23 protein-coding genes and 1 tRNA gene are annotated in these 23,842 nt (G+C 57.1%); 17 read left to right on the top strand and 7 right to left on the bottom strand.

Annotation, left to right across the window (positions count from 1 at the left end; translation table 11 throughout):
* Positions 1 to 9: 9 nt before the first annotated feature.
* On the bottom strand, positions 10 to 1,287 hold the full coding sequence (iscB, locus tag NXF97_RS01040) for an RNA-guided endonuclease IscB (protein WP_274956126.1): 1,278 nt from the start codon (positions 1,285 to 1,287) through the stop codon (positions 10 to 12).
* Between the two features lie 286 nt (positions 1,288 to 1,573).
* Entirely contained in the window at positions 1,574 to 2,980 is a 1,407-nt protein-coding gene (gene cysS, locus NXF97_RS01035) for a cysteine--tRNA ligase (RefSeq protein WP_274956125.1), read from the bottom strand.
* A 177-nt stretch (positions 2,981 to 3,157) separates the two neighbouring features.
* Between cysS and NXF97_RS01030 the strand changes: the two genes are divergently transcribed.
* The 10 genes from NXF97_RS01030 to NXF97_RS00985 all read left to right on the top strand — a co-directional run bounded on the left by NXF97_RS01030 (position 3,158) and on the right by NXF97_RS00985 (position 13,392).
* Positions 3,158 to 3,733, top strand: coding sequence for a tetratricopeptide repeat protein (locus NXF97_RS01030; protein ID WP_274956124.1), 576 nt, complete (start codon positions 3,158 to 3,160; stop codon positions 3,731 to 3,733).
* 5 nt (positions 3,734 to 3,738) lie between these two features.
* On the top strand, positions 3,739 to 4,329 hold the full coding sequence (locus tag NXF97_RS01025) for a peptidylprolyl isomerase (RefSeq protein WP_274956123.1): 591 nt from the start codon (positions 3,739 to 3,741) through the stop codon (positions 4,327 to 4,329).
* A gap of 16 nt (positions 4,330 to 4,345) precedes the next feature.
* Complete coding sequence (locus NXF97_RS01020; RefSeq protein ID WP_274956122.1) at positions 4,346 to 4,837, top strand: peptidylprolyl isomerase; 492 nt, start codon at positions 4,346 to 4,348, stop codon at positions 4,835 to 4,837.
* Positions 4,838 to 4,899: 62 nt separating this feature from the next.
* Entirely contained in the window at positions 4,900 to 5,688 is a 789-nt protein-coding gene (locus NXF97_RS01015) for a UDP-2,3-diacylglucosamine diphosphatase (protein WP_274956121.1), read from the top strand.
* Positions 5,689 to 5,851: 163 nt separating this feature from the next.
* Positions 5,852 to 7,681 (top strand): AMP-dependent synthetase/ligase, encoded by a 1,830-nt coding sequence (locus NXF97_RS01010; RefSeq protein ID WP_274956120.1) that lies wholly within the window; start codon positions 5,852 to 5,854, stop codon positions 7,679 to 7,681.
* A gap of 286 nt (positions 7,682 to 7,967) precedes the next feature.
* Complete coding sequence (iscB, locus tag NXF97_RS01005) at positions 7,968 to 9,245, top strand: RNA-guided endonuclease IscB (RefSeq protein ID WP_274956119.1); 1,278 nt, start codon at positions 7,968 to 7,970, stop codon at positions 9,243 to 9,245.
* 27 nt (positions 9,246 to 9,272) lie between these two features.
* The gene (locus NXF97_RS01000) at positions 9,273 to 10,055 is read left to right on the top strand and encodes a TatD family hydrolase (protein ID WP_274956118.1); all 783 of its coding nucleotides are present in this window, start codon (positions 9,273 to 9,275) and stop codon (positions 10,053 to 10,055) included.
* 17 nt (positions 10,056 to 10,072) lie between these two features.
* Positions 10,073 to 10,843, top strand: a complete 771-nt coding sequence (locus NXF97_RS00995) for an ankyrin repeat domain-containing protein (RefSeq protein WP_022372581.1) — start codon at positions 10,073 to 10,075, stop codon at positions 10,841 to 10,843.
* A gap of 268 nt (positions 10,844 to 11,111) precedes the next feature.
* Positions 11,112 to 11,336, top strand: a complete 225-nt coding sequence (locus tag NXF97_RS00990; protein WP_274956711.1) for an RRXRR domain-containing protein — start codon at positions 11,112 to 11,114, stop codon at positions 11,334 to 11,336.
* Between the two features lie 88 nt (positions 11,337 to 11,424).
* Positions 11,425 to 13,392: a peptidase U32 family protein gene (locus NXF97_RS00985; protein WP_274956117.1), complete on the top strand. Its 1,968-nt coding sequence runs from the start codon at positions 11,425 to 11,427 to the stop codon at positions 13,390 to 13,392.
* On the opposite strand, the gene mscL is transcribed toward NXF97_RS00985, so the two are convergent.
* Positions 13,393 to 13,890 (bottom strand): large conductance mechanosensitive channel protein MscL, encoded by a 498-nt coding sequence (gene mscL, locus NXF97_RS00980; protein WP_022373172.1) that lies wholly within the window; start codon positions 13,888 to 13,890, stop codon positions 13,393 to 13,395. It lies immediately after the preceding gene.
* 28 nt (positions 13,891 to 13,918) lie between these two features.
* Positions 13,919 to 15,232, bottom strand: a complete 1,314-nt coding sequence (locus NXF97_RS00975) for a hemolysin family protein (RefSeq protein WP_022373173.1) — start codon at positions 15,230 to 15,232, stop codon at positions 13,919 to 13,921.
* 77 nt (positions 15,233 to 15,309) lie between these two features.
* On the opposite strand from NXF97_RS00975, the gene NXF97_RS00970 reads away from it, so the two are divergent.
* A complete protein-coding gene (locus NXF97_RS00970) occupies positions 15,310 to 16,599 on the top strand; it encodes a multidrug effflux MFS transporter (protein ID WP_274956116.1) in 1,290 nt (429 codons plus the stop codon).
* A gap of 66 nt (positions 16,600 to 16,665) precedes the next feature.
* The gene (locus NXF97_RS00965) at positions 16,666 to 18,072 is read left to right on the top strand and encodes an amidohydrolase family protein (RefSeq protein ID WP_022373175.1); all 1,407 of its coding nucleotides are present in this window, start codon (positions 16,666 to 16,668) and stop codon (positions 18,070 to 18,072) included.
* A gap of 53 nt (positions 18,073 to 18,125) precedes the next feature.
* Here NXF97_RS00965 and NXF97_RS00960 read toward each other — a convergent pair whose 3' ends face one another.
* Complete coding sequence (locus NXF97_RS00960; RefSeq protein WP_274956115.1) at positions 18,126 to 19,391, bottom strand: serine dehydratase subunit alpha family protein; 1,266 nt, start codon at positions 19,389 to 19,391, stop codon at positions 18,126 to 18,128.
* 206 nt (positions 19,392 to 19,597) lie between these two features.
* Between NXF97_RS00960 and NXF97_RS00955 the strand changes: the two genes are divergently transcribed.
* The 3 genes from NXF97_RS00955 (at position 19,598) to NXF97_RS00945 (ending at position 21,406) form a co-directional block, all read left to right on the top strand.
* Positions 19,598 to 20,473, top strand: coding sequence for a DMT family transporter (locus NXF97_RS00955; RefSeq protein WP_074009478.1), 876 nt, complete (start codon positions 19,598 to 19,600; stop codon positions 20,471 to 20,473).
* A 17-nt stretch (positions 20,474 to 20,490) separates the two neighbouring features.
* Positions 20,491 to 21,141: a LysE family translocator gene (locus tag NXF97_RS00950; RefSeq protein WP_274956114.1), complete on the top strand. Its 651-nt coding sequence runs from the start codon at positions 20,491 to 20,493 to the stop codon at positions 21,139 to 21,141.
* 175 nt (positions 21,142 to 21,316) lie between these two features.
* Positions 21,317 to 21,406, top strand: a tRNA-Ser gene (locus tag NXF97_RS00945).
* A gap of 68 nt (positions 21,407 to 21,474) precedes the next feature.
* Here the strand turns inward: NXF97_RS00945 and NXF97_RS00940 are convergent.
* Positions 21,475 to 22,308, bottom strand: a complete 834-nt coding sequence (locus NXF97_RS00940; protein WP_274956113.1) for a transposase — start codon at positions 22,306 to 22,308, stop codon at positions 21,475 to 21,477.
* Positions 22,309 to 22,365: 57 nt separating this feature from the next.
* Between NXF97_RS00940 and NXF97_RS00935 the strand changes: the two genes are divergently transcribed.
* Complete coding sequence (locus tag NXF97_RS00935; protein WP_274956112.1) at positions 22,366 to 22,725, top strand: hypothetical protein; 360 nt, start codon at positions 22,366 to 22,368, stop codon at positions 22,723 to 22,725.
* A 153-nt stretch (positions 22,726 to 22,878) separates the two neighbouring features.
* Here the strand turns inward: NXF97_RS00935 and NXF97_RS00930 are convergent, their stop codons facing one another.
* Positions 22,879 to 23,349, bottom strand: coding sequence for a DUF2721 domain-containing protein (locus tag NXF97_RS00930; RefSeq protein ID WP_274956710.1), 471 nt, complete (start codon positions 23,347 to 23,349; stop codon positions 22,879 to 22,881).
* A gap of 38 nt (positions 23,350 to 23,387) precedes the next feature.
* Here NXF97_RS00930 and NXF97_RS00925 point away from each other — a divergent pair, with 38 nt between their 5' ends.
* Entirely contained in the window at positions 23,388 to 23,564 is a 177-nt protein-coding gene (locus NXF97_RS00925) for a hypothetical protein (RefSeq protein WP_274956111.1), read from the top strand.
* The last annotated feature ends 278 nt before the right edge of the window (positions 23,565 to 23,842 follow it).

The raw sequence follows: 23,842 nt of genomic DNA, 5'->3' as shown, positions 1-23,842 counted from the left end.
CCCGCGTCTTCAGACGCGGGAGGAATCGCGGCCCTCCTTTCTCAGTTCAGTTAAAAACATCTTTCGCTTCTCAAGAAGCGAAAGTTTCTTGTAGGAAATACCGGCAGAAATCTTTGTACCGTTCAGACGGCGCACATCGAATGCACCCGAGGAGCGTCTGCCAAAAATAAAGCCGACTTCCCCTTTGCACAGTACCTTGTCAAAGAGCCTGAAGCCGTGCACTAGGTACGGAGCCTGATGGCGCTTGCGCACACCGCCTTTGAGAATCGTCAGCTTGTGGATCTGGCGATTGTGGCGGCGCGTCTGTTTCTGAAACAGGTATTCGCCCCGACGTTTTGCGTCGAGGACGTCAGCAATGCAGAAAGCGTCCGCGCAATGCGTCTTTGGCAAGCCCGCGACGATGCGCTTGTGTTTGGTCAGATACCCGTAGGTATTCGTGACAGGCAATTCGGGATGGCGCTCGCGCAGGCGGTTGAGCACCGTCCAACGCATGATGCCCATGAAAGTCTCTGCCCTGAAAGAAGCGCCGCGCCGGGGACTGAACTGCTTCAACTTGCCTGCGTGATACGCCTTGTGGCACGCCTCGCACAGCGTAATGAGGTTGCCCGGCGCGTCGCCTCCCGTTTTCCGACTCTCAATGTGATGCACGTTGAGAATCAGATCTTTCGATCTGCCTTTGCAGGCTTGGCAAACGTGACCGTCGCGGAACAGCACATATTCGCGCACGTTCCAAAAGCCAAGCTGCTTGCCCTGCTGATAGTCCGTGCCTTCGACTTCGGGATTCTTGATCTTCTGAATGTCGAAGGATGCGGTTTCAATCACGATTTTGGTGATCGGAAGCACTCGGCAAACCGCTTCAATGCGCGATATGTGCGCCTGAATGCGGTTCTCCACGGACGGCGCAAGCCAGCCCTTGTGCTTTGATCGAACGCGATTATCAAAACGCGGCGCACGGTAGCGGGTCTTGCGGTTGCGTCGGGCGCGGCGAAGTGCCAAGCGATTCGAGAGCAAGCCCGTCACGTCCTGCCGCAGTTCGACCTCGGAAGCCAACAACTCTTCCTTGGCGGTCGTTGCGCTCAGGCCGACGTGCTTGTAGCCCGCATCCACACCCAAGGTGATCGGCTGCTTGGTTTCGCCCGTCGGCACCGTCAGTTGAATCACAAAGGGCGTTCGGCGTACAGGCACGGCCTTCCCGGCCCGAAGGAGCTTACGCGCCTTGGGCGGGGAGCACGGCATGAGCGGTTGCCCGCGCATATTCAACACAAAAACTTTCAAAGTGTTCTCCATTGACGGATACCTCACGGGCTCCGTCTGCTCGACCTTGCGGTCGGTGGTGATCCTTCGCCAATGTTGGAAGGGGTTTGTTGTCTGAAGCACCGCTCCTACCTCTCAGAGCTTTTAACCGCAGACCGCAGAGCGCGGGACTAGGATCGACATCCCGCGGTGCCTGTTTGCGTCCCGTCTTGCGACGGAACGGATTCCCAACCAACGGAGTCCGTCCGAAAACGGACTGAGGCTAGTCAACCAAGACTTGTTGCCAAGCCTCTGACTTCAGTCAGGGGTAGTTGACCGTTTACGCCTTTTTCCAGGTCGTGCCCTGCGGGCCGTCTTCAAGGACGATGCCGGCCTCAAGAAGCTCTTTTCGGATGCGGTCGGCTTCGGCCCAGTTCTTAGCCTTTTTTGCGGCGGCTCTGGCAGCAATCTGCGCTCCAACGTGCGCGGCATCAACGTCAGAGGCCGCGCCCTTAATGAATGTCTGCGGATCGCGCTGCAGGATGTTGAGAATTTTGGCCAGGGCCTTGAGTTCCCCCGCCAGTTTCGCATCATGCGTGCGGTTGACGGCATTTGCGAGCTCAAAAAGGCTGCTCACGGCTTCCGGCGTATTGAAGTCATCGTCCATCGCCGCCTTAAAGCGCACGGCGGCCTCTGTGTTCCAGTCAACGTCAACATCGGCGGCCGGCGTGTCGGCTAAAGCCGTATAAAGGCGCATCAGGCCCTTGTGGGCGTCCAGAATCAGGTCCGGGTTAAAGGTAATCGAGCTTCTGTACTGGCTTCTCAAAAGGAAAAAGCGCAGCACTTCCGCGCCGTTACCGTCGCCAAACCGGGCATTGGTTTCCTTGAGCGCATCGCGGATCGTCCAGAAGTTGCCGAGCGACTTACTCATCTTCTCTTCTTTGCCGTCGGCGCTTTTCACGCGCAGGGGCCCGCTGTGGAGCCAATAGCGCGCAAACGTCTTGCCGTTTGCGCCCTCGCTCTGGGCAATTTCGTTTTCGTGGTGCGGGAAGATAAGGTCCGGACCGCCCCCGTGAATATCAAAGGTTTCCCCGAGATAGCGGCAGCTCATCGCCGAGCACTCAATGTGCCAGCCGGGCCGGCCCGGGCCCCAGGGCGAATCCCACTGGGGTTCACCGGGCTTGGCGTGCTTCCAGAGCACGAAGTCGAGCGGATCGCGCTTACCCTGCGCGACGTCCACACGGGCGCCTGCCTGCAGTTCGTCAAGCGTGCGGCCCGAGAGCTTGCCGTACCCCGCGAACTTACGCACGGCAAAGTCGACGTCGCCGTCAGCGGCCTTATAGGCAAGCCCCTTTTCCTCGAGCTTTTTCACGAGACTTAACATCTGCGGAATAAATTCCGTGGCGCGGGGCTCATAAGTGGGCGCAAGGCACCCGAGGTTTTCCATATCCTCCTGCATCGCGCGCGTGTAGGTGTCGGTGAGTTCCTTGGTGGAAATCCCTTTTTCCGCGGCGCGGCGGATGATCTTGTCATCGACGTCGGTGACGTTACGGACAAAAGTGACGGCGTAGCCCGAGGCCTCAAGCCAGCGGCGGATCACGTCAAAGGCCACAAACGTGCGAGCGTGGCCGATATGGCAGTAGTCGTAAACGGTGACGCCGCAGACGTACATGCCGACTTTGCCGGCCACAAGCGGTGTAAAGGGAACGACCTGACGCGCAAGCGTTGAATAAATGGAAAGAGCCATAACGAGATCTTTGAAAAATTCTGAAGCATTTCGCGCGGTGCGGCCTTAAGCGTCATGCGCTCAGGCTTTATTAAAATTCCGCGCAGGCAATTTCGGAGTATAAGCCCGCGGGGCGGCTTTTTACCGCGCCTCAGCCCTTTACCCGAAGCCGGATTCTGAATTTTCCCGGAAGTGACCGTGAAGAAAAACCGTTTTTTACGCACCGTAAAGATGACTCTTTGGGCGGCGGCAGCCCTGCTTGCCGTGCAGACAGCCGCTGCCGGGCGCTTCGATTCCCCGGATCTTGCCGAGGTGCCGTTTAAGGCGCTCTCCGTTGATCAGTACAGTGATGCGGTGGACGCCCGTGCCGCCAAAGGCGACTACGAAGGGGCTTTGGACATTATCGCGAAGGCCCTTGCCAAAAATCCCAAGTCCGTGCAGCTTCGTTTTCAGCGCTGCGTCGTGCTGGAAAAGTCCGGGGACACAGAGGCCGCCCGCCGGGAATTAAACCGATTTACGGCGATGTACCCGGAAATCCCCGAGCCCTACAACAATCTGGCCGCCATTGAAAGCAGTGCCGGAAACCTCGATAAGGCCGAGGAGCTTTTAAAAACGGCGCTGCGGTTAAGGCCCGCCTTCCGTAACGCAAGGATTAACCTCGCAAACCTCTATCTTGTGCGGGCGCTCACCAATTACAAGGAAGCCCAGGAACAAAAGGCTGAACCGGCCCTGGCCGAACGCATTTCAACACTTTCCAGACTCATTAAACAATAGCAACCATGAACCGTTTCTCCTCCCGTATCCGTCTTACTCTGGCTGCGGCCGGTCTTGCCGCAACGCTTGCGCCCGCCGCCGTTTTTGCAGCCGCCGATGCCGTCAACGTCGAAATCAGCACCACCGAAGGCGTGATTGCCCTGAGACTTGACCCGGTAAAAAGCCCCGAGACCGTTAAAAACTTCCTCGCTTACGCCGAAAAAGGGTTTTACGACAACACGATCTTTCACCGTGTGATTGACGGCTTCATGATTCAGGGCGGCGGCTTCACGGCCGATATGCGGCAAAAGGCGACGGACACACCGATCGTGAACGAAGCCCGCAACGGCGTGAGTAACCGCAGAGGCACGATTGCCATGGCCCGCACCTCGGAGCCCCATTCCGCCACAAGCCAGTTTTTCATCAATGTGGAGGACAACACCTTCCTCGACGCCCGTGAAGCGCAGGACGGCTGGGGTTACGCCGTTTTCGGCCGCGTAACCCGCGGCATGGATGTTGTCGATAAAATCGCGCAGGCTAAAACGGGGCGCAAGGCCGGCATGAGTGATGTGCCGGTGAAGACCGTTACAATCCGCTCCGTCAAAATCGTCAAGTAATTGAGGAAAAGTCAACATGATCCGCTTTACCACCAATCTCGGTTCCTTTGATCTGGAGCTCGACGCCAAGGCTGCTCCGAAAACCGTCGCAAACTTTGAGCGCTATGTGAAGGAAGGCTTTTACAACGGCACACTCTTTCACCGCGTGATCGACGGCTTCATGATTCAGGGCGGCGGCTTTGAAGCCGGCATGCAGCACAAAGAAGGGCACGCGCCGATTGAAAACGAAGCGATGAACGGGCTCAAAAACGACAAGTACACGATCGCGATGGCCCGCACGAGCGACCCCCACTCCGCGACGAGCCAGTTCTTCATCAACGTTTCCGACAACGACTTTCTCAACCACACGGTTCCGTCCGGTCAGGGCTGGGGCTACGCCGTTTTCGGTCGTGTGGTGAAGGGTTTTGACGTCATTGACCGCATCGCCAAGGTGAAGACCGGCTCAAGCCGCGGTTTCCAGGACGTTCCCAAGGAAGACGTCGTCATTGAAAAGGCCGAAATCATCTGACTTTGATTGGTTGTTTTTGCGCGGCGCCTGCCACGTAAAAACTTCAAGGTAGTAACTTTTGGATGACTGCTGCGACTCTGCCGGCTTTGGCGGGCACCCGGACGGTGCCCGAACTCACAAAGCCCGTTTTTATCGCCGATCTGCATCTTTCGCCCGCAAAGCCCAAAACGGTGCGGGCTTTCCTGCAGTTTATGCGGGAAACCGCACCGCACTACCGGGAGCTTTTCGTTTTAGGCGACCTTTTTGAATTCTGGCTCGGAGACGATGCCGCGTGGATTGCGTATCCCGTCACCCGCGCCTTTCAGAAGTACGCCGCCTCGGGCGGCAGGCTTTACTTCATGCAGGGTAACCGCGATGTGCTTTTGGGGGAGGATTACGCAAGGCTTTGCGGCGGGGAGCTTTTAAAACCGCAGACTGTGGTGCAGCAGACCGGGGGCCCGAGAATTCTCCTTTCTCACGGTGACGAGTGGTGCCTTCTGGACACCGACTATCAGGCGTTCCGCAAAATGGTGCGGGACCCCGCCTGGCAGGCCGAGGCCCTCAATATGCCGGTTCTTAAGCGCGTGCTCTGGGCCTTAAAGGCACGCAAGCGCTCAAAGACCGAGAAAAAGGCAAAATCGTTGGCTGTCATGGACGTTGTGACCGATGCCGTCGCAGTCTCCGCGCGAAGCACCGACTGCTGCTGCGTTATTCACGGGCACACCCACAGACCCTCCGTGCACCTTGAGGAACCGGTTCCCCGCTGGGTGATTCCGGATTGGTCCCTTGACGGCGAAAAGGCGCACCGCTTCGGCTGGATTGCGCTTGATAAAGCCGGTATTCCGGTTTTAACAGTAAAGTCCGATCACTGACAACTGCCGGGAACTGCAGTTTTCTGATGGGATCAGCCATGATAAACGGCAGGTCCCGTTTTCCTTTGGGCTCCCGCAATTTTTCGCAACAGGGTGTATGCGGCCGGCTAAAGCACTCTCTGCGCCGAGTAAAATTGATCGGTTGACTATAAGGAGCACTGCTTTGCCGCGTTTCCCTGAAGAAGCCCGCGTCATTCCGGATTTTCTGGACCGCACCGTACGGATCTGGCCCGACCGTGAGGCCTACCGGTGGTATGACTTTGCCACCAACGAATGGATCTCGATTACCTGGCGTGAGTTTTCCAAGCGCGTGCTGCGCTGGCGCAAGGCCTTTGCAAAGATGGGCCTTACGAAGGGCGACCGTGTGGCAATGCTGCTGCCTAATTCCCTCGATGCGGTTACCTTTGATCAGGCGGCGCTCGCCAACGGCCTGGTGACCGTGCCGCTTCACGCCAGCGACACCGCGGGTTCCTCTCGTTACATTCTTGCTGACAGCGGTTCGCGCTTTCTCGTGACGGTGTCGCTCGCCCGCTGGCATTCGCTCGTTGAAAACGACGAAGACCTCCCCAACCTCACCCGCGTTGTTTTCACAAACGATACCGATGAAGGCACAAGCTGCGGGCACATTGTTTACGGCGGGCTTGAAGCGTGGCTGGCAACCGGTAACGACGTCGCCGAGCTTCCCGAGGGGCCCAAGGCCTCCGACCTCTCAAGCCTTGTGTACACCTCGGGCACCACCGGCCGCCCCAAGGGCGTGATGATGTCGCACAGCAATATTGTGAATAACGTGCGTCAGATGTGGAACGTCACGCAGATCACCGAAGACGACGTGATTCTTTCCTATCTGCCCCTTTCGCACACCTTTGAGCGGACGGCCGGCGCCTACACGGGTGTGGCCTTCGGCGCGTGCCTTGCGTTTTCCCGGGGTGTGTCGCAATTGCGCGACGATCTCGCAGACGTCCGTCCCACGGTGATGAGTTCGGTGCCCCGCATTTACGAGCGCTTCTACAACCACCTGATGGCAATGCGTGCGAAGATGCCCGCCAAAAAGGGGTACTTCTTTGACTGGGCCCGGGAAGTGGGCTGGCGGCGATTCTGCCGCGAAAACGATCTGCCGCAGGAAAAAAGCGCGCGGCGCTTCGTCGACAGCTTCATGTGGCCGTATCTGGAACGTAAGATTGCGATGAGCGTCAGAGACGTCTTCGGCGGCCGCATGCGCGTGATGCTCTCGGGCGGCGCTTCGCTTAACAGTTCCGTCGCGCGGTTTTTCTGCGGGATGGGGCTGCCCCTGATGCAGGTTTACGGACTCACCGAAACCTCCCCCATGATTTCGATGTGCGCCAAGGGGTCAAATCACCCCGCCACCGTCGGTTTTCCGCTTTCCGACACCCAAGTGAGGACCGGCGAAAACGACGAGCTGCAGGTGAAGGGCCCCCAGGTCATGCAGGGTTACTTTAACCGGGAGGTCGACACCCGTGCGGCCTTTACCGAAGACGGGTGGTTCAAAACGGGCGATCAGGCCGATTTAAGTGACGGCGGACGCATCCGCATCAAGGGCCGCATCAAAGAGATTCTCGTGACCAGTACCGGCGAAAAGATCAGCCCGGTGGACCTGGAATTTGCCATTCAGGAGGATCCCCTTTTTGAACAGGTGATGGCCGTCGGTGAAAACCGGCCCTACGTCTCGGTGCTTACGGTTTTAAATAAGGCCCGCTGGCAGGCGCTGTGCGCCGAGATGCAGCTCGATCCCATGGATCCGGCGACCATGGGCCGCAGAGACGTGCGCACCGCCGTTTTAAAGCGGATTAAGACCGTGACGCGTGATTTCCCGCGCTACGGGCAGCCCAGAAACGTGGCGATCCTGCCGGAAGCCTGGACAATTGACAACGGGCTTCTCACGCCCACCCTGAAACTCAGGCGCAAGCCCATTGCCGAGCGCTTTGCCTCCGAAATCGATGCCCTCTACTCCGGGCACCAGGCTGCGGCCAGATAAATCGTCAACTACCCCTGACTGAAGTCAGAGGCTTGGCAACAAGTCTTGGTTGACTAGCCTCAGTCCGTTTTCGGACGGACTCCGTTGGTTGGGAATCCGTTCCGTCGCAAGACGGGACGCAAACAGGCACCGCGGGATGTCGATCCTAGTCCCGCGCTCTGCGGTCTGCGGTTAAAAGCTCTGAGAGGTAGGAGCGGTGCTTCAGACAACAAACCCCTTCCAACATTGGCGAAGGATCACCACCGACCGCAAGGTCGAGCAGACGGAGCCCGTGAGGTATCCGTCAATGGAGAACACTTTGAAAGTTTTTGTGTTGAATATGCGCGGGCAACCGCTCATGCCGTGCTCCCCGCCCAAGGCGCGTAAGCTCCTTCGGGCCGGGAAGGCCGTGCCTGTGCGCCGAACGCCCTTTGTGATTCAACTGACGGTGCCGACAGGCGAAACCAAGCAGCCGATCACCTTGGGTGTGGATGCGGGCTACAAGCACGTCGGCCTGAGCGCAACGACCGCCAAGGAAGAGTTGTTGGCTTCCGAGGTCGAACTGCGGCAGGACGTGACGGGCTTGCTCTCGGATCGCTTGGCACTTCGCCGCGCCCGACGCAACCGCAAGACCCGCTACCGTGCGCCGCGTTTTGACAATCGCGTTCGATCAAAGCACAAGGGTTGGCTTGCGCCGTCCGTGGAGAACCGCATTCAGGCGCACATATTGCGCATTGAAGCGGTTTGCCGAGTGCTTCCGATCACCAAAATCGTGATTGAAACCGCATCCTTCGACATTCAGAAGATCAAAAACCCGGAGATTGAAGGCGAAGGCTATCAGCAGGGCGAGCAGCTTGGCTTTTGGAACGTGCGCGAATATGTGCTGTTCCGCGACGGTCACGTTTGCCAAGCCTGCAAAGGCAGATCGAAAGATCTGATTCTCAACGTGCATCACATTGAGAGTCGGAAAACGGGAGGCGACGCGCCGGGCAACCTCATCACGCTCTGTGAGGCGTGCCACAAGGCGTATCACGCAGGCAAGTTGAAGCAGTTCAGTCCCCGGCGCGGCGCTTCTTTCAGGGCAGAGACTTTCATGGGCATCATGCGTTGGACGGTGCTCAACCGCCTGCGCGAGCGCCATCCCGAATTGCCTGTCACGAATACCTACGGGTATCTGACCAAACACAAGCGCATCGTCGCGGGCTTGCCAAAGACGCATTGCGCGGACGCTTTCTGCATTGCCGGCGTCCTCGACGCAAAACGTCGGGGCGAATACCTGTTTCAGAAACAGACGCGCCGCCACAATCGCCAGATCCACAAGCTGACGATTCTCAAAGGCGGTGTGCGCAAGCGCCATCAGGCTCCGTACCTAGTGCACGGCTTCAGGCTCTTTGACAAGGTGCTGTGCAAAGGGGAAGTCGGCTTTATTTTTGGCAGACGCTCCTCGGGTGCATTCGATGTGCGCCGTCTGAACGGTACAAAGATTTCTGCCGGTATTTCCTACAAGAAACTTTCGCTTCTTGAGAAGCGAAAAATGTTTTTAACTGAACTGAGAAAGGAGGGCCGCGATTCCTCCCGCGTCTGAAGACGCGGGTTTCCTCGCGGAATTTCTATGACAGTTGAATTTTTTGATTCGCACGGGCACATCAATGCCCCGCAGTTTGATGCTGACCGTGACCAGGTGGTCGAACGCATGAAAGCCGCGCATTTGGCGGGCGGGATGGTGATTGCCTGCGAAGAAAGCGAGATTGACGGGGTGGTTGAGCTCGTGCGTCGCTATCCCGGGTACCTTTACGGCGCCTGGGCGCTGCACCCGGAGTTTGAGGTAACCCCCGAGCGTCCCGAAGTGAGCCTTGAGCGCATCCTTCATATCTGCTCTCAGCCCGAAATGAAGGCTGTGGGTGAAACAGGGCTTGATTACCACTGGTGTAAGGGCGATCTTACCTGGCAGAAAAACCGTTTCCGGCGGCACATTGAAGCGGCAAAAATCCTCGGAAAACCCGTGATCGTGCACGCGCGTGAGGCCGAAGACGACGCCCTCAAGATTCTGATTGAGGAAAAAGCCGGGGACGTCGGATTTGTCCTTCACTGCTTTGCCGGATCAACCGAATGCGCCTTAAAGGCGGCCGATAACGGCGGGATGGTTTCCGTCACAGGAGTGCTCACCTTTAAAAACGCGGCGGCACTGCAGGAAACCGTACGGAAAATGCCCCTTACCAACCTCATGATTGAGACGGACTGTCCGTACATGGCCCCGGTTCCCTACCGCGGCAAACGCAACGAACCGGCCTACGTCGTTGAAGTGGCCCGCAAGATGGCTGAACTCAAGGGGTTGACGCTTGAAGAGGTTGCGGCCGCCACAACCGCCAACGCCCGCCGGTTTTTCAAACTTTAAGATTTTTTTAAATTGCCATGAAAAAGACACTTTTGGTCATTGCGGCTGTCGCGTTTCTTGCGGGTTGCTCCTCCGCTCCCAAGGTGAATGAATTCGGCATTGTGGAAAATGCCGCGGTCACTGTCAAAAAGGCGGGCCCCGAAGAAACCTGGGCAGAGTTTGCAGGAGCCGTAGAACGAAATCGCGCGGATGTTGTCAAAGAGCTCCTCGCGCAGGGCGTAAGCCCCAATACGCTTGTGGAGGACGGTGATCCGGCCCTCGTGCGCGCGATCCGCATGGATAATCAGCCGGTGATTAAGCTGCTCCTTGCAGCGCCCGGCATTGACGTCAATACCCAAAGCCGTCTCGGAGAAGACGCGCTGATGCTTGCGGCCTTTAAGGGCGACAAAGAGCTCTTCAACACGCTTTTAGCGCGCGGCGCAAAGGTCAATAAACCTTCAGGCTGGACGGCACTGCACTACGCCGCCGCAGCCGGGCGCCTGGAATTCGTGCAGATGCTGATTGCTCAGGGCGCGGACATCAACGTTCAGACCCGTGCGGGGGTGACGCCGCTTTATATGGCAGCGCGCATGCCTTCGCGCAAAGTTGTGATGGAGCTTCTCAAAAACGGGGCGTTCCGGGACCTCTGCACTGACCGCGGGGAGTCGCCTGCGGACGCCGCACGCCGCATGGGGGATGAGGACCTCGCGAAGTACCTTGCGGTTGAAAAGTGCGTGAGGCCCGCCGCGAGACCCTTTCAGACGGAACTGCCGACCATCAGCAACCAGCCCAGGGTCAACTACCCCTGACTGAAGTCAGAGGCTTGGCAACAAGTCTTGGTTGACTAGCCTCAGTCCGTTTTCGGACGGACTCCGTTGGTTGGGAATCCGTTCCGTCGCAAGACGGGACGCAAACAGGCACCGCGGGATGTCGATCCTAGTCCCGCGCTCTGCGGTCTGCGGTTAAAAGCTCTGAGAGGTAGGAGCGGTGCTTCAGACAACAAACCCCTTCCAACATTGGCGAAGGATCACCACCGACCGCAAGGTCGAGCAGACGGAGCCCGTGAGGTATCCGTCAATGGAGAACACTTTGAAAGTTTTTGTGTTGAATATGCGCGGACAACCGCTCATGCCGTGCTCCCCGCCCAAGGCGCGTAAGCTCCTTCGGGCCGGGAAGGCCGTGCCTGTGCGCCGAACGCCCTTTGTGATTCAACTGACGGTGTCGACGGGCGAAACCAAGCAGCCAACTGGACGGTACAAAGATTTCTGCCGGTATTTCCTACAAGAAACTTTCGCTTCTTGAGAAGCGAAAGATGTTTTTAACTGAACTGAGAAAGGAGGGCCGCGATTCCTCCCGCGTCTGAAGACGCGGGTTTCCTCGCGGCATTTCTATGATTCCAGCTGACGCCGCCCGCCGCTTTCCCCTGGAGCTTCTTGCGCCCGCGCGCGACACGGATGTGGCCCGTGCCGCGATTGATCATGGTGCCGACGCCGTTTATATCGGCGGTCCCGGCTTCGGGGCCCGCGCTTCGGCGGGAAATTCCCTCGCTTCCATTGAGTCGTTTGCGGCCTGGGCTAAAAATTACCACGCGAGAATCTACCTGACGCTTAATACCGTCCTTTTTCAAAACGAAATTGAAGAAGCCCGGCAGCTTGCCTGGGACGCTTACCGTGCGGGCGTGGATGCGCTCATTATTCAGGATCTGGGGCTCTTGGAACTGGATCTGCCCCCCGTAGAACTGCACGCTTCCACCCAGTGCGATATCCGGACGCCCGAAAAAGCCCGGTTTCTCGACAGCCTCGGGTTTAACCAGATGGTCTTGGCGCGCGAGCTCACCTTGGCTGAAGTCGCCCGGTGCCGTGAGGCCGTTGACCGCGCCCGCATCGAGTTTTTCGTGCACGGCGCGCTCTGCGTTTCCTATTCCGGGCGCTGCTACCTTTCCTGCGCCGAGTGCGGGAGGTCCGCCAACCGCGGCGAATGCGCGCAACCATGCCGCCTTCCCTACACCGTCTACGATGGCACGGGCCGGCTTCTCGCGAGAAACAAACATGTCCTGAGCCTGATGGATAACGATCAGAGCGCCAACCTTGAAAAGCTCATTGAGGCGGGTGTCACAAGCTTTAAGATCGAGGGGCGGCTCAAAGACGCGGCTTACGTTAAAAACATCACGGCCTACTACCGCGAAAAGCTCGACAAACTCATTGCCGCGCACACGAATGACGCCTGGCGGGCCGCTTCGCTCGGGCACTGCACCTTTACCTTTACGCCCGATCCGGCACGCACCTTTCACCGCGGAGAGACTGATTATTTTGTCAACGGCCGCAGGCGCGTGATCGCGGAACTCGATACTCCGAAAAGCACCGGAGAGCGCATCGGCCGCGTGGTAAGACTCAATCACAACCCCGATACGGTTGACATCAAAACCGAAGCTGAGATCGCTAACGGCGACGGCCTCGTTTACCTTGACGACCATGAGGAACTCCGGGGCCTTGCGGTCAACCGCGCTGAAGATCTTCAAAACGGGACTGTGCGGCTGTTTATCCGTGACAGGCTCACTGCACACCCGGCCTTAAAGCCCGGCGTCACGCTTAACCGCAATAAAGACCGTGTGTTTGCGAAAACCCTCGCGGGCGACACGTCCCGCCGCGCGATTGACGCCACGCTTACTTTTGCCTTTACTGACAAAGAACTGCGGGTAACGGCACAGGCCTGCGGTGCGGCTGGTGAAGCCCGGATGCCCTTTGACTGTCAGGCGGCGCGCGATCAGGAACGGGCCCGCACAGGGATCATCAATGCCCTTAAAAAGACCGGCGGAACGCTTTTTGATGCAGCGGATGTTCAGATTGAGGCGCCCGCGGGCAGCCATCTGCCTTTTGTGCCGGTCTCAGCTTTGAATAACCTCAGGCGTGAGGCACTCACCAAACTGCAGGATGCGGTTGCGGCCTCGCACCCCAAACCACAATTGAGGCATGAGCCCCTTGACAATGCGTCATTTAAGGACGCGGCGCTTGACTTTACCGCCAATGCCGCCAACAGCTTTGCCGAAACCTTCTGGCGAAAGCAGGGCGTCATTGCGATTGCCTCTGCGGCCGAAACGGATCCTGCGGTTTTAAAGGACGCCGAAAACCTGATGCACACCCGTCACTGCATCCGTATGGCGCTCGGCTTATGCCCGCGGCTTTTAAAGGGTGATGAAGAAGCCAAGGCCCGCTTTAAGGAAAGAAACGGCGGGCATCTGAAACCTGAACCCCTCTATCTTACCGACAGTAAGGGTCACAGGCTCATAGCCCGCTTTCACTGCAAACCCTGCGAAATGACGATCGGGTTTGCGCCGGCCGGAAGTTTTCCGGTCGTGTAGTTATTTGTTTTGATTCTGCTGCGCTTTTAAAAGGTCTCGGATTTCCCGCAGCAGCGCCACGTCTTCGGGCGTGGGTGCGGGAGCCGCGGGCTTGGCGGCTTCCTGGGCTTTCTTGTCTTCCAAGAGACGGGCGGCCTGTGCTTCGATGTGCTTACGGACGGTGGTCACAACGCGCACGAGCCAGAAGATCACAAACGCAAGGAGCAGAAACTGCACGACGGCTGTGAGAAACGCGCCGTAGCCCAGAACCGTTGCACCGGCCTTGGTGAGCGCTTCATAGGTCTGAGGGCCCGTGTAGTTCGGGGCATCCTTTAAGACGAGAAAGAGATTGGTGAAGTCGGGTTTACCCGCCACAAAACCCAAAATGGGGTTCACAACGTCCTTGACCAGGCTGTTTACGATCGCGGAAAACGCAGCGCCGATAATGACGGCGACCGCAAGATCCATGACGTTACCCTTGGAAATAAAGGCCTGAAATTCCTTCAGAAAGTTTTTCACCTGGAGTTCTCCCAAAAATAAAGTCGGCTTAGACGGCGCTCTTAACGGGCGCCTTTTTAATGCGTGTCACGAGAATCTGGTCGATGCGGTTGCTGTCGACGTCCAGAACCTCAAAGCGGTAGCCGCGGAAATTAATAAAGTCCGTGCGCTTCGGGATTTTTCTGAGCTGATACATGATGAAGCCCGCTGCGGTTTCGTAGGGTTTGTCCGCCGTGGGAATGTCGATGTCAAGCGCCCACGCAAGATCAATCGTGGGGGTGGAGCCGTCCACGAGCCAGCTTTCATCGTCACGCTTGACGATCTGCGACTCCTCAGGCGTTAAAACCATATCACCCATCACCGTGCTCATCACGTCGTTAAGCGTCACAACGCCCACGACAATCGCGTATTCGTTCAGAATCACCGCAAAGTCCGTTCTCGAGCGCTGAAAGACTTCGAGGATTTCCGCAAGGCTCAGCGTATCGGGCACAAACTGCACCGGCTGAATAATCCCCTCTTCCTTCAAGGAAATGGGCTTGTTGTCAAGAAGCCTTCTCAAAATCTCTTTACTGGTAATGCACCCTGCGACATGGTCGATGTCCCCGTCACAGACCAGGTACCGGCTGTGCGGGTTTTTGGAGAGACGCCGGCGGATCGTTTCCTCGGTGTCGTCCGTGAAGAAGTGATCCACGCTCTCTCGGGGCGTCATCGCGGTCGTAATCGTGCGGTGCTCGAGGTCAAAGACGTTTTCAATGACGGAGAGTTCCGCGGGGGCCACCACGCCCGCCGCAGCGCCCGCGGAGACTGAGGCCAAAATATCGTCCGGCGTGATCTTGTTGTTTCGCTCAGGGCTTCCGCCCATCATCTTCACAAGCTGCGCGCTGATCCAGTCAAGGATCACAACCATGGGCGCAAGAAGCTTGATTAAAAGTGCCATCACGGGGGCCGCGGCCATGGCACTTCGCTCGGGATTATTAAAGGTGAGGCGTTTGGGCAAAAGGTCAGCAAGCACCACAAAGGCCATTGTCACGATGAGAAACGAGAGCACAAAGGCCGTTGTCGACGCCGCATGCGCGGGCATAATCCTCACAAGCAGCATCTCAAAGAAAGGCGAAAAAACCGTGTCACCCACAACGCCGCCTAAAATGGCAACAGCGTTAAGCCCGATCTGAATCACCGCAAAGAAAGGACCGGGTTTGTCCTGCAGACGCATCACAAGGTCTGCACGCTTGTCTCCTTTCTCGGAAGCGATCTGAAGCCTTGTACGGCTTGAGGCTGCGAGAGCGATTTCGGCAAAGGAGAAAAAGGCGCTGATGAGCAACAGGACCATGAGGTAAACAACTTGTAAAAAAAATCCCTGCATAGGCAAACTTTCCCAATATATTCAATTCATTTCAGCATCCCCTTATTGTAGCATACCTATGAGGATAAACCCCTAAGGTGCTGCAAAACCGCTTTAATTCCGCTATGGCTTTGAGAGAGAAAAACACGACCCCCTCCTCTTCGCGGGAGAAAGCGCCGACGATCGCCGACGCCGCGCTTCTGGGCTTTATTTCAAGTCTCGGGCCTTTTGCCGTAAACGCCAACGTCCCCGGGTTTCACGCAATGGCCGCCGACATGGGTGTTTCCTTCATCGCCGTGCAGCTCTCGCTCACCGTCTACCTTGCAACCTATGCCGTGGCCAGCCTTTTTGTGGGGGCGGTTTCCGACAGCCTCGGCCGCAAGCCCGTGATCATCGCCGGGATGCTGCTTTTTATGGCGGCAAGCCTCGGAGCAGCTCTTGCGACCACCATCGAAGTCTTTTACTTTTGGCGCTTTGTGCAGGGTTTGACCGCCGCTGCCGGTCAGGTGGTGACGCAGGCCGTTGTCCGTGACCGCTGGGCCGGACTCGGTGCGGCCCACATGAATGCTTTGATTGCCATGTTTTTTGCCGTGTCGCCGGCACTCGCTCCCGTTGTGGGCGGCGCACTCATTGTGCGGTTTTCCTGGCACGCAGTCTTTGTGTTTCTCATTGTCTACGCCGGGCTCATCGCGCTTTTTACTGCTCTTTTTATCCCGGAGACGCTCCCGGCGGCTAAGCGCAGGGCATTCGGCTTTATGCAGCTTCTGACGGACTACCGCAGAGGTTTCACAAACACCGCGTTTATGGCAGGTGTTGCCGCACACGGTTGCTGCTTTATGGGCGGGATCCTCTACTCGGCCGGCGCCGCTGACTTTGTGATCCGCATCATGCATCTCGGGGTGGACGACTTTGCGTATCTCACCTTCCCATTGATCGGAACGTCACTGGTGGGCTCTTGGTATGCCGCGCGCTGGGCGCAGGCCTTCGGTCCCGTGCGGATGCTTTACGCAACGATCGGCTTCATGATTGCGGCAGGTGCGGCATCAACCCTTGCCGACTACAGTTTGGGCTGGGGGTTTCCGTTGATTTTGATCGGCCCCATGCTCTATCAGTTTGGCATGGCGCTTTGCCGGCCGGTGATGATGGCCATGAACCTCGACTACTTTCCGGACAACCGCGGGATGGCGGCGTCCATTCAGCAGTTTTTTGTGACGGCGGGCTTTTCAGTGAGTACCGCCCTGTGGGTGCCTCTGGTGATGGGAAGCGCCTGGAAGTACAGCGCCGTGATGTCCTTTTCGGCTGTTTTGGTGCTCGCGCTCTGGATGATTTCGATGCGCAAAAGAAAATCGGCTCTCAGAGAAACGGGCCTCCGGGAGCCGATGGCGTAACAAAGCGACACTGTCTCCTTCGAGAGGAGTATCGTCTGAGTCAGTTCGAAGTTTGAGGAGAAAACCATGTACGATCTGTTGCTGCGTAACGCACATGTCGTGGATCCGTTGAATCACGTGAACGGCATCGCCGACGTGGCGGTCACTGACGGCAAAATCGCTGCCGTTGGCAGAGAACTCACCGGGGAAGCAAAAGAAACCGTTGACCTCACGGGACTCGTGCTACAGCCGGGCATCATCGATAGTCACGTTCATTTGGGCTCCATGTGGGGTTCTCCCTACGGTCCGCGGATGCTCGCGATGAAGGGGGTGACGACGTGCCTTGATATGGCAGGTCCCCTGGACGACATCCTCAACAACGTTCCCGAGTACGGCGCCGGGATCAACATGGCGATTCTGCAGTTTGCGTCTCCGCCCTTTACTTTTAAAAATGACCATCCGACAAAGACCGAGATGGTGGAACTCATTGACAAGAGCCTTGACGACGGCGCTCTCGGCGTCAAGCTTTTGGGCGGACACTATCCGCTTAAACCGGAGGTTTCCTCGCTTCTCATTAAGACCGCGCTGGAGCGCCGCGCCTATGTGGCCTGGCATGCGGGCACGAGCGAACACGGCTCCAACATCGAAGGCATGAAGGAAGCCGTGGAAATGGCAGACGGCTACCCCCTGCACCTTGCGCACATCAACGCCTACTGCCGGGGTGCAATCCGCCCGGAACTTGAAGAGACGCTGCAGGCGATTGATCTGCTGAAGAAAAACCCGAACATCTTCTGTGAAAGCTACATTTCGCCCAAAAACGGGACGCGTCTTACCTGCTTCCCGGACGGAAAAATCCAGTCCAAAGTGACGGGAAACTGTCTGCGGCGCTTCGGCTTTACCGAGGACGCTGACGGCGTTAGAAAAGCCCTTTTGGCCGGCAAAGCCTTTGTGGTCTATGACGCGGGCGGCTATTCCGATCTGATGACCGGTGAGGAAGCCTTAAAGCGCTGGGAAGCCGCCGGGACCGACGTGGGCGGCAGTTTCAACGTCAATCCCCCGATTCCGAGAATCATGCTTGCCGAAGTCAAGCGCGATGACGGCAGTTTTGTTGTGGACGCGATTTCCACGGACGGCGGCTGCATTCCGCGCAACGTCATCCTCTCGCAGGGGCTGTCCCTTGTGAAGCTTGATGTGCTCACACTCACGGAATTTGCCCAGAAAACGTCGCTTAATCCGGCCCGGATGCTGCGGCTTAAAAATAAGGGACACCTCTCGGTCGGCGCAGACGCCGATATGACGGTTTATGACTACGCGACCCAGGAGCCCAAGGCCTCCTTTGTTGCGGGCCGCAAGGTCCTCTGGGACGGCAAGGTCGTTGCCAAGGGCGCAACGGTGATCTGCACCGAGCGCGGTCAAAAGGCGATCCAAGCCCGCGGCATGAAGGCGATTGTCGTTGATCCCGGCAAGCAGGTCGAACGCGTCAAAGCGCTTTGATTTGCTGTCGTCCAATAAAAACAGCCGGGGCCGCAAATCCGGCTGTTTTTATTTCAACACTGTAGCATCACGTCGATAATTTCGCGGTCGGTGGAGACCATGCCGCGGCTGGCGATGCGGCCCACGGCACGGGCCGTTGAGTCCGTTGTGCTCTGCACGATGCCGTCGCCGGCTTTAAAGGTCTGATGGTTTTTCACCATGTCAAGCGCCAAAAGCGCTCCCTCCACCGCCATTGAGATTTTGGCGGCGCATGAGGACTTTGCGCCGTCGCAGAGAATACCGGAGGTAATCGCAAGGGCGTTGCGGATGACGCCCAAAATTGCATTGTCTGTGAGTCCTTCAAGAAAACCAATCCCCGCGCCGCTGCCGCAGCCCGCGCTCACCGCCCCGCAGTAGGCCGACAGTTTTCCAATCCCCTGTTTAAGAGCAATTGTCACAAGATCGCTTAAAAGCACGGCCCTCAGTGTCGTTTCCCGGTCTATTTTAAGTGCCCGGGCAAAAATCAGAACCGGGACGCTTGCGGTAATGCCCTGGTTGCCGCTGCCGGAGACAATGATGACCGGCAGTTCGCAGCCGTTCATGCGGGCGTCAGACCCAGCGGCTGCCCAGGCGCGGGCCTGCGTGGCCGGATCTTCGGGGTTTCTCGCTAGAAGAATCTTTCCGATCGTGGCGCCCCAATTGTCTTTAAGGCCTTCTGCGGCAATGGCGCTGTTGCAGTCGATCTGCCGAATGAGGAGCGTCTCGGCTTCCATAAGCGGCATGACGCGTGCCGCTTTGATAAGTTCCGGAATTGACCAAGCTTCGCCGTCAGCTTGAGCGTCAGCGCAGACATCGTCTTTTGAAAGTATCGTCACGCCGTTTTCTTCGATCCGGGTGATGTTGGTGTGGTATGTGCGTATTGTCACTGCCGCGGTTTTCCCGCCGAGGCTCCCCGTCACCTTGATGAAAAAGACGTCCGGCTCATGGGACTGCCGTACTGTCATAGGTAATTTGGCACGTTCGCGGATTTCAGCGCGTTCCGTGTTGCTCACGTCCGCCAACACCTGAAGTCTTGCTTCAGGACGGCGGCAAACGAGCCCCGCTGCGACCGCCGCTTCAATGCCCGAGAGCCCTCCGGTATTGGGCACAATGACGCTTTTGACGTTTTTAACGATGTTGCGGGAGACCTCCACATCGATAGCTTCCGGGTAGCCGCCGAGGCGCTTGCCGACTTCGGCTGCGGCATAAGCTAGCGCAATCGGCTCCGTGCAGCCCATCGCGGGCTGAAGTTCTGCAGCAAGTGCCTCACGGTATACCTTAAATTCGTCATTTGTCGGCATGTTCTCTCCCAGGGAACTGAAGCTACACAAAAGCACTTAGAATACTAACAAGACAAAGCAGGAAGAGAAAAAACGGCACGTCAGATCTTTCCGGCAAAACCGGCGGAGACAGCCTGAGATTGTTGCAGCAGCTTTCCAACCGCCGGTTAAGGCGACAAAATCAGAACATCGGGACGTTAAAGGCAAACAGAAGGAGTGGTGTCCGTATGTCAGTCAGAGAGTCATGCTGGATGCTGGTTTCAGCCTTTCTGTTTGCGCTGATGGCGCTTTTTGCGAAGCTCTCCACGGCCTATTACGGCGTAATGGAGATCATTTTTTACCGCTCGGTGCTCGGCGTTCTTTTTGTCGGTGCGCAGATGGCCGCAAGACACATCAGCTTCAGACCGCACTTTGTGAGTCACCACATTGCCCGGTGCCTGGTGGGAACGCTCAGTATTTCCCTGGGTGTCTACGTACTGGGGGTTCTGCCGCTCGGAACCGCGCAGACGCTTGCGTATACAAGTCCGCTTTTCTTCTCGCTTTTCATCGTGATCGCAGCGCGCCGCGCAGGTAAGGCCATGGACTGGCCGCTTCTTGCCGCCGTGGCCGTTGGTTTCGTCGGGGCTGTCCTCATCCTGCGTCCGGACTTTTCCTCGGTTGAATTTATGGCCGTAATTCTCGGGCTTTGCGCCGGCATGACGGGTGCGGGCGGCGACTGGGGTATCCGCGATTTGTCGCTGCATAAGGAACCCAACGAGCGCATAGTCTTTTACTTCACGCTCACGGGCACTGTTTTCGGTGCCGTCATCACGCTCTTTACCCCCGAAGGCTTTCACAGTCATTCGGCGGAAAGTATCGTGCCGCTGCTTATGGTCGGCGTTGCCGGGACTGCCGCTCAGCTCACGCTCACACGTGCCTGGCAAAAGGGGCAGCCCCTTGTAAACACCGTTTTTCAGTTTTCAGGCATTGTCTTTGCGCTGATTTTAGGAGCGCTCGTTTTCGGCGAAAAACCCGATACCGTGACCTTTATCGGCATTGCCGTTGTGTTTGCCGCAGGGCTTACGGCCGGCATCATTCGTGTGAGAAACCCCCGACTTAACTGACCGCAGGACGTTGTTGTATGGTCAACCCGACGCTTTATCTTCTCTTTCTGGGAATTGCCGTTCCGACGGTGCTCACTCCGGGGCCCGGCGTTTTAATGTCGCTTACAAACAGCATTCGCCTCGGGGTGCCCCGTGCCACGCCGGGCATTATCGGCGTAGCGCTCGGCACACTGATGATTGCCGCCCTGTCAGCGACGGGCTTGGGCGTCATCCTTGCGGCTTCGCCTACGGCCTACAATGTCATTAAGCTCGCGGGGATGGTCTTTATGCTCTACCTGGGCTGGAAGCGCTTTAATGCAAATCCGAATTTCCTCAGGGTTGTCAATTACACCGGCCGAAAAGAACAGGGCGCGCCCGAGGCCGGTCCGCTGCGGCTTTTCGGAGAAGGTATTGTCCTGCAGCTCTCCAACCCGCAGCTCATCATTTTTTATCTGTCGCTTTTTCCGCAGTGCATTGACGCCGACAAACCCTACTGGCCGCAGTTCGTGTTTCTGTCGCTTTCCTACACACTGCTTGTCTGGATCATTCATTCGTGTTACGGCTGGATGGGGCACAAAGCCGCAGAGCGCTTTATGACTCAGAAAAACTGCATCTGGATCAACAGAATTTCAGGCATCGCTTTCTGGCTCTGCGCCCTGTGGCTGCTGTACTCGCTGGTGGCCGGCTGATTTTTTTGCCTTTTACTACAGAACACTAGCCGTGAACTCGCAGAAACAGTGCGTTTGAAGCAACACAACCGGGAAAGTTCTGTATATAATGCGCATTCTTCGCCGGACCCATGCGGGTTGTTTCGGGCTGTAAACCACGGTCCCGGAACTCAGAGAAAGCGGTGAAGTGCTTCGCGGAAGGGTGGCAGAGTGGTTGAATGTACCGCCCTGGAAAGGCGGCGTGTCCAATAGGGCACCGAGGGTTCGAATCCCTCCCCTTCCGCCATTGATTAAACCTCGCAAGATATTGATCTTGTGAGGTTTTTTGTTATCTTTGGCTCGTAATCCACTGTTTCATAAACCAATTTCGGCATTTCGCCGAAGTTGTTTCACCATCTTGCGGCGGAGATTCTTCAGACCGTTTTCTTTTACCATTTTTTGGGTTTTCGGATTCGGCGAAAACCCAATGACATAACCGACTTTGTACTCATTACACGTGTCGATGATCTTGTTGGAGTTAAAGCCGCTGTCAGCTCTGAGCAGAAACTTGTGATTGGGAAAAGCAGCCGTAAGTCTCATAAACAGACGTTCAACATGGTGCTCAAACTCTCGGCGCGCATCTGTTGTACCGCCGGCATTGAACACCGCCAGCGGCCAGCCGTTGAGAAAGCACACAACAGGAGCAAGGCAATTGCACTGGTAATGGGCGTTGTAAGACTTTCCTTCCTGATTACCGTAAAGATCAACATGCGTGGAGTCGACATCAATGATCAGTACCGGAGTCTTCCTGGCCCCGGCCCTGGGAAAGATGCGATGCTTTCGGTTGGCCCGAAGCAGTGCGTCCAAAAAACAGCAGTTGAGGCGATCAAGATCGTGTCGGGTTATTGAGTTTTCAAATCTGCAGAGGGTTGAGCTGCCTGCAGCATCATTAACCCCGAGTGCGGAAAGAAAGCCTTCGTCCTCTGTGATGACGTCGTGGTCGGCCAAATCCTCAAATCCGCAGATATGCGCGAAAACACGCTGCCGAAACATAGCTCCGGCGGAATACAGACTGCGGTCTTTCGGTTTGTGTGTCTGCTCCAACACCTGCTCAAAGGGGGCCAAAAGCTGAATCCGGGAGACCATATCGGCGACGGGCAGCAGGCCCGTCATAATGGTGGCGACAAACCGCCCGTTGGTGATCTGCACGCTGCGGCCGAAGCCTACAACGTCTCGATCGCGCTTCTTGAAGACGCCTTCCAGAACATGAAGCCGCTCAAGATCGAAATTCTCGCCGACACGCTCTCCCTCTCCAAGAAGGACATGGTTGACGTGGTCGTCTTCGGCGAAAAGGGCCTCGATCTCTCCAAGGCCAAGAAGGAAAGCTTCGTCTTCGGCATCACCTATCCTGACCCGAACGTCGACGTGAACCTGAAGCGCGCCAAGGCGACGAAGATGGCTCTCAAGGACGTCAACGGCGACGGCGTGAAGGACCTGGTCCTCACCTTCCCGTCTGACGAAGCCGCCAAGTACGGCTTCGAAGGCGTCAACACCGACCTCTGGCTCTTCGGCGAAATCGATGGCCAGAAGAAGGGCGGCTTCGACCTCGTCCGCATCGTCAAATAACCGCATGACAGCTGATTAAAGCCCGCCGCAAGACGGGCCTCAATCGACAATCTGCATCAACCAGCCCGGAAAGCCATTAAGTTTTCCGGGCATTCGTTTGCCCGACGGCTCAAGTCATCGGGAATTTGCATTTTCAGGCCTGTGCCCAAGGACTTACTTAGCGTTGTCCTCGACCTTCCTGACTTCGTGCGGCGCCGCTTCAGCCGCATGTCGAGCCGCGTTAAGCACATGAGACTGATGGCGAGCCTCAACAGCCTGAGAGGCGCGCACTGCAGCCGCATCGTCGAAAGCTGCGGCAACCGGCGGAAGCTTCGAGACGACCACCTTGATGGCCTTCAGGGAAAGTCGGATTTCCAGGCTCAGGAAGACCGTCGAGAGCACGATCAACCCGACCAAAGCCAGCAGAAGCGTGCTGTTGAGAATATCGGCGCTCATGCCCGTCGTCTGCTCAAACACGCATAGAGCGACAAGGAAGGCGGATACAACGGCCGACAAAACCACGCAAAATTCCCCTTTGCGAAGAAGCCCAGCCCTATGGAAGATGAAGTCGATCTCATCGTCGATGTCCTCGCGCTCCTCGTCGGTGAGCTTCGGATCCAGGCGTTCGTTCATCAGAAGGCGAATGCGGTGAATGTCAAGTGATCGAGCCCGACAAGACGTTCGTGGCTCGCGTGATCTATTTGGAGGCGCTCATGCTTCTCAACGAGCGCTTCTATGATGACGAATGGAAGGCGCGCATTGCCGAGTACCTCGGCTGTCGATGGCCGGGCTACAAGGGACAGCGGATTACGGCCGAACTCCTTGACGAGTGGATGGATTGGGAGGAGGCGGCCGGCTGAGGGCCGGCTCAACGAAACATTCCTTACGTTGAAATGGCTGAAAGTTTGTTTGATGCAGGGATTTTTGGAAGTTACGCAAGTTGTTATAACTTTGCGTAACTTCAAAAGCCGTTCAGGTATTCCTCATGATCCATCGAACTACACCTTTCACGGCGTCGAGAAGCCGAAAGAACCGGTTTCTCTAAGCGCTGATGACCGGTGTGGTGTGTTAGGTCCATTCCCGCAAAGCGCAAAAGCCCGCCCTGCATGTTGCATCAGGACGGGCTTGCTCAGCACCA

This window comes from Duodenibacillus massiliensis (assembly GCF_928721995.1).
GTDB classification, from domain to species: domain Bacteria; phylum Pseudomonadota; class Gammaproteobacteria; order Burkholderiales; family Burkholderiaceae_F; genus Duodenibacillus; species Duodenibacillus massiliensis.
Note: the sequence above shows the minus strand (reverse complement) of the source record. Positions and strands in the feature narration are given on the sequence as shown.

Excerpts from the sequence above, each read along its gene's own strand:
- NXF97_RS01025 (WP_274956123.1), top strand. The coding sequence starts at position 3,739 with ATGAACCGTTTCTCCTCCCGTATCCGTCTTACTCTGGCTGCGGCCGGT.
- NXF97_RS00935 (WP_274956112.1), top strand. The coding sequence starts at position 22,366 with ATGAAGCCGCTCAAGATCGAAATTCTCGCCGACACGCTCTCCCTCTCC.
- NXF97_RS00965 (WP_022373175.1), top strand. The coding sequence starts at position 16,666 with ATGTACGATCTGTTGCTGCGTAACGCACATGTCGTGGATCCGTTGAAT.
- NXF97_RS00990 (WP_274956711.1), top strand. The coding sequence starts at position 11,112 with ATGGAGAACACTTTGAAAGTTTTTGTGTTGAATATGCGCGGACAACCG.
- NXF97_RS00975 (WP_022373173.1), bottom strand. The coding sequence starts at position 15,232 with ATGCAGGGATTTTTTTTACAAGTTGTTTACCTCATGGTCCTGTTGCTC.
- NXF97_RS01020 (WP_274956122.1), top strand. The coding sequence starts at position 4,346 with ATGATCCGCTTTACCACCAATCTCGGTTCCTTTGATCTGGAGCTCGAC.
- NXF97_RS00995 (WP_022372581.1), top strand. The coding sequence starts at position 10,073 with ATGAAAAAGACACTTTTGGTCATTGCGGCTGTCGCGTTTCTTGCGGGT.
- NXF97_RS00985 (WP_274956117.1), top strand. The coding sequence starts at position 11,425 with ATGATTCCAGCTGACGCCGCCCGCCGCTTTCCCCTGGAGCTTCTTGCG.
- iscB (WP_274956126.1), bottom strand. The coding sequence starts at position 1,287 with ATGGAGAACACTTTGAAAGTTTTTGTGTTGAATATGCGCGGGCAACCG.
- NXF97_RS01000 (WP_274956118.1), top strand. The coding sequence starts at position 9,273 with ATGACAGTTGAATTTTTTGATTCGCACGGGCACATCAATGCCCCGCAG.
- iscB (WP_274956119.1), top strand. The coding sequence starts at position 7,968 with ATGGAGAACACTTTGAAAGTTTTTGTGTTGAATATGCGCGGGCAACCG.
- NXF97_RS00955 (WP_074009478.1), top strand. The coding sequence starts at position 19,598 with ATGTCAGTCAGAGAGTCATGCTGGATGCTGGTTTCAGCCTTTCTGTTT.
- NXF97_RS00960 (WP_274956115.1), bottom strand. The coding sequence starts at position 19,391 with ATGCCGACAAATGACGAATTTAAGGTATACCGTGAGGCACTTGCTGCA.
- NXF97_RS00950 (WP_274956114.1), top strand. The coding sequence starts at position 20,491 with ATGGTCAACCCGACGCTTTATCTTCTCTTTCTGGGAATTGCCGTTCCG.
- cysS (WP_274956125.1), bottom strand. The coding sequence starts at position 2,980 with ATGGCTCTTTCCATTTATTCAACGCTTGCGCGTCAGGTCGTTCCCTTT.
- NXF97_RS01015 (WP_274956121.1), top strand. The coding sequence starts at position 4,900 with ATGACTGCTGCGACTCTGCCGGCTTTGGCGGGCACCCGGACGGTGCCC.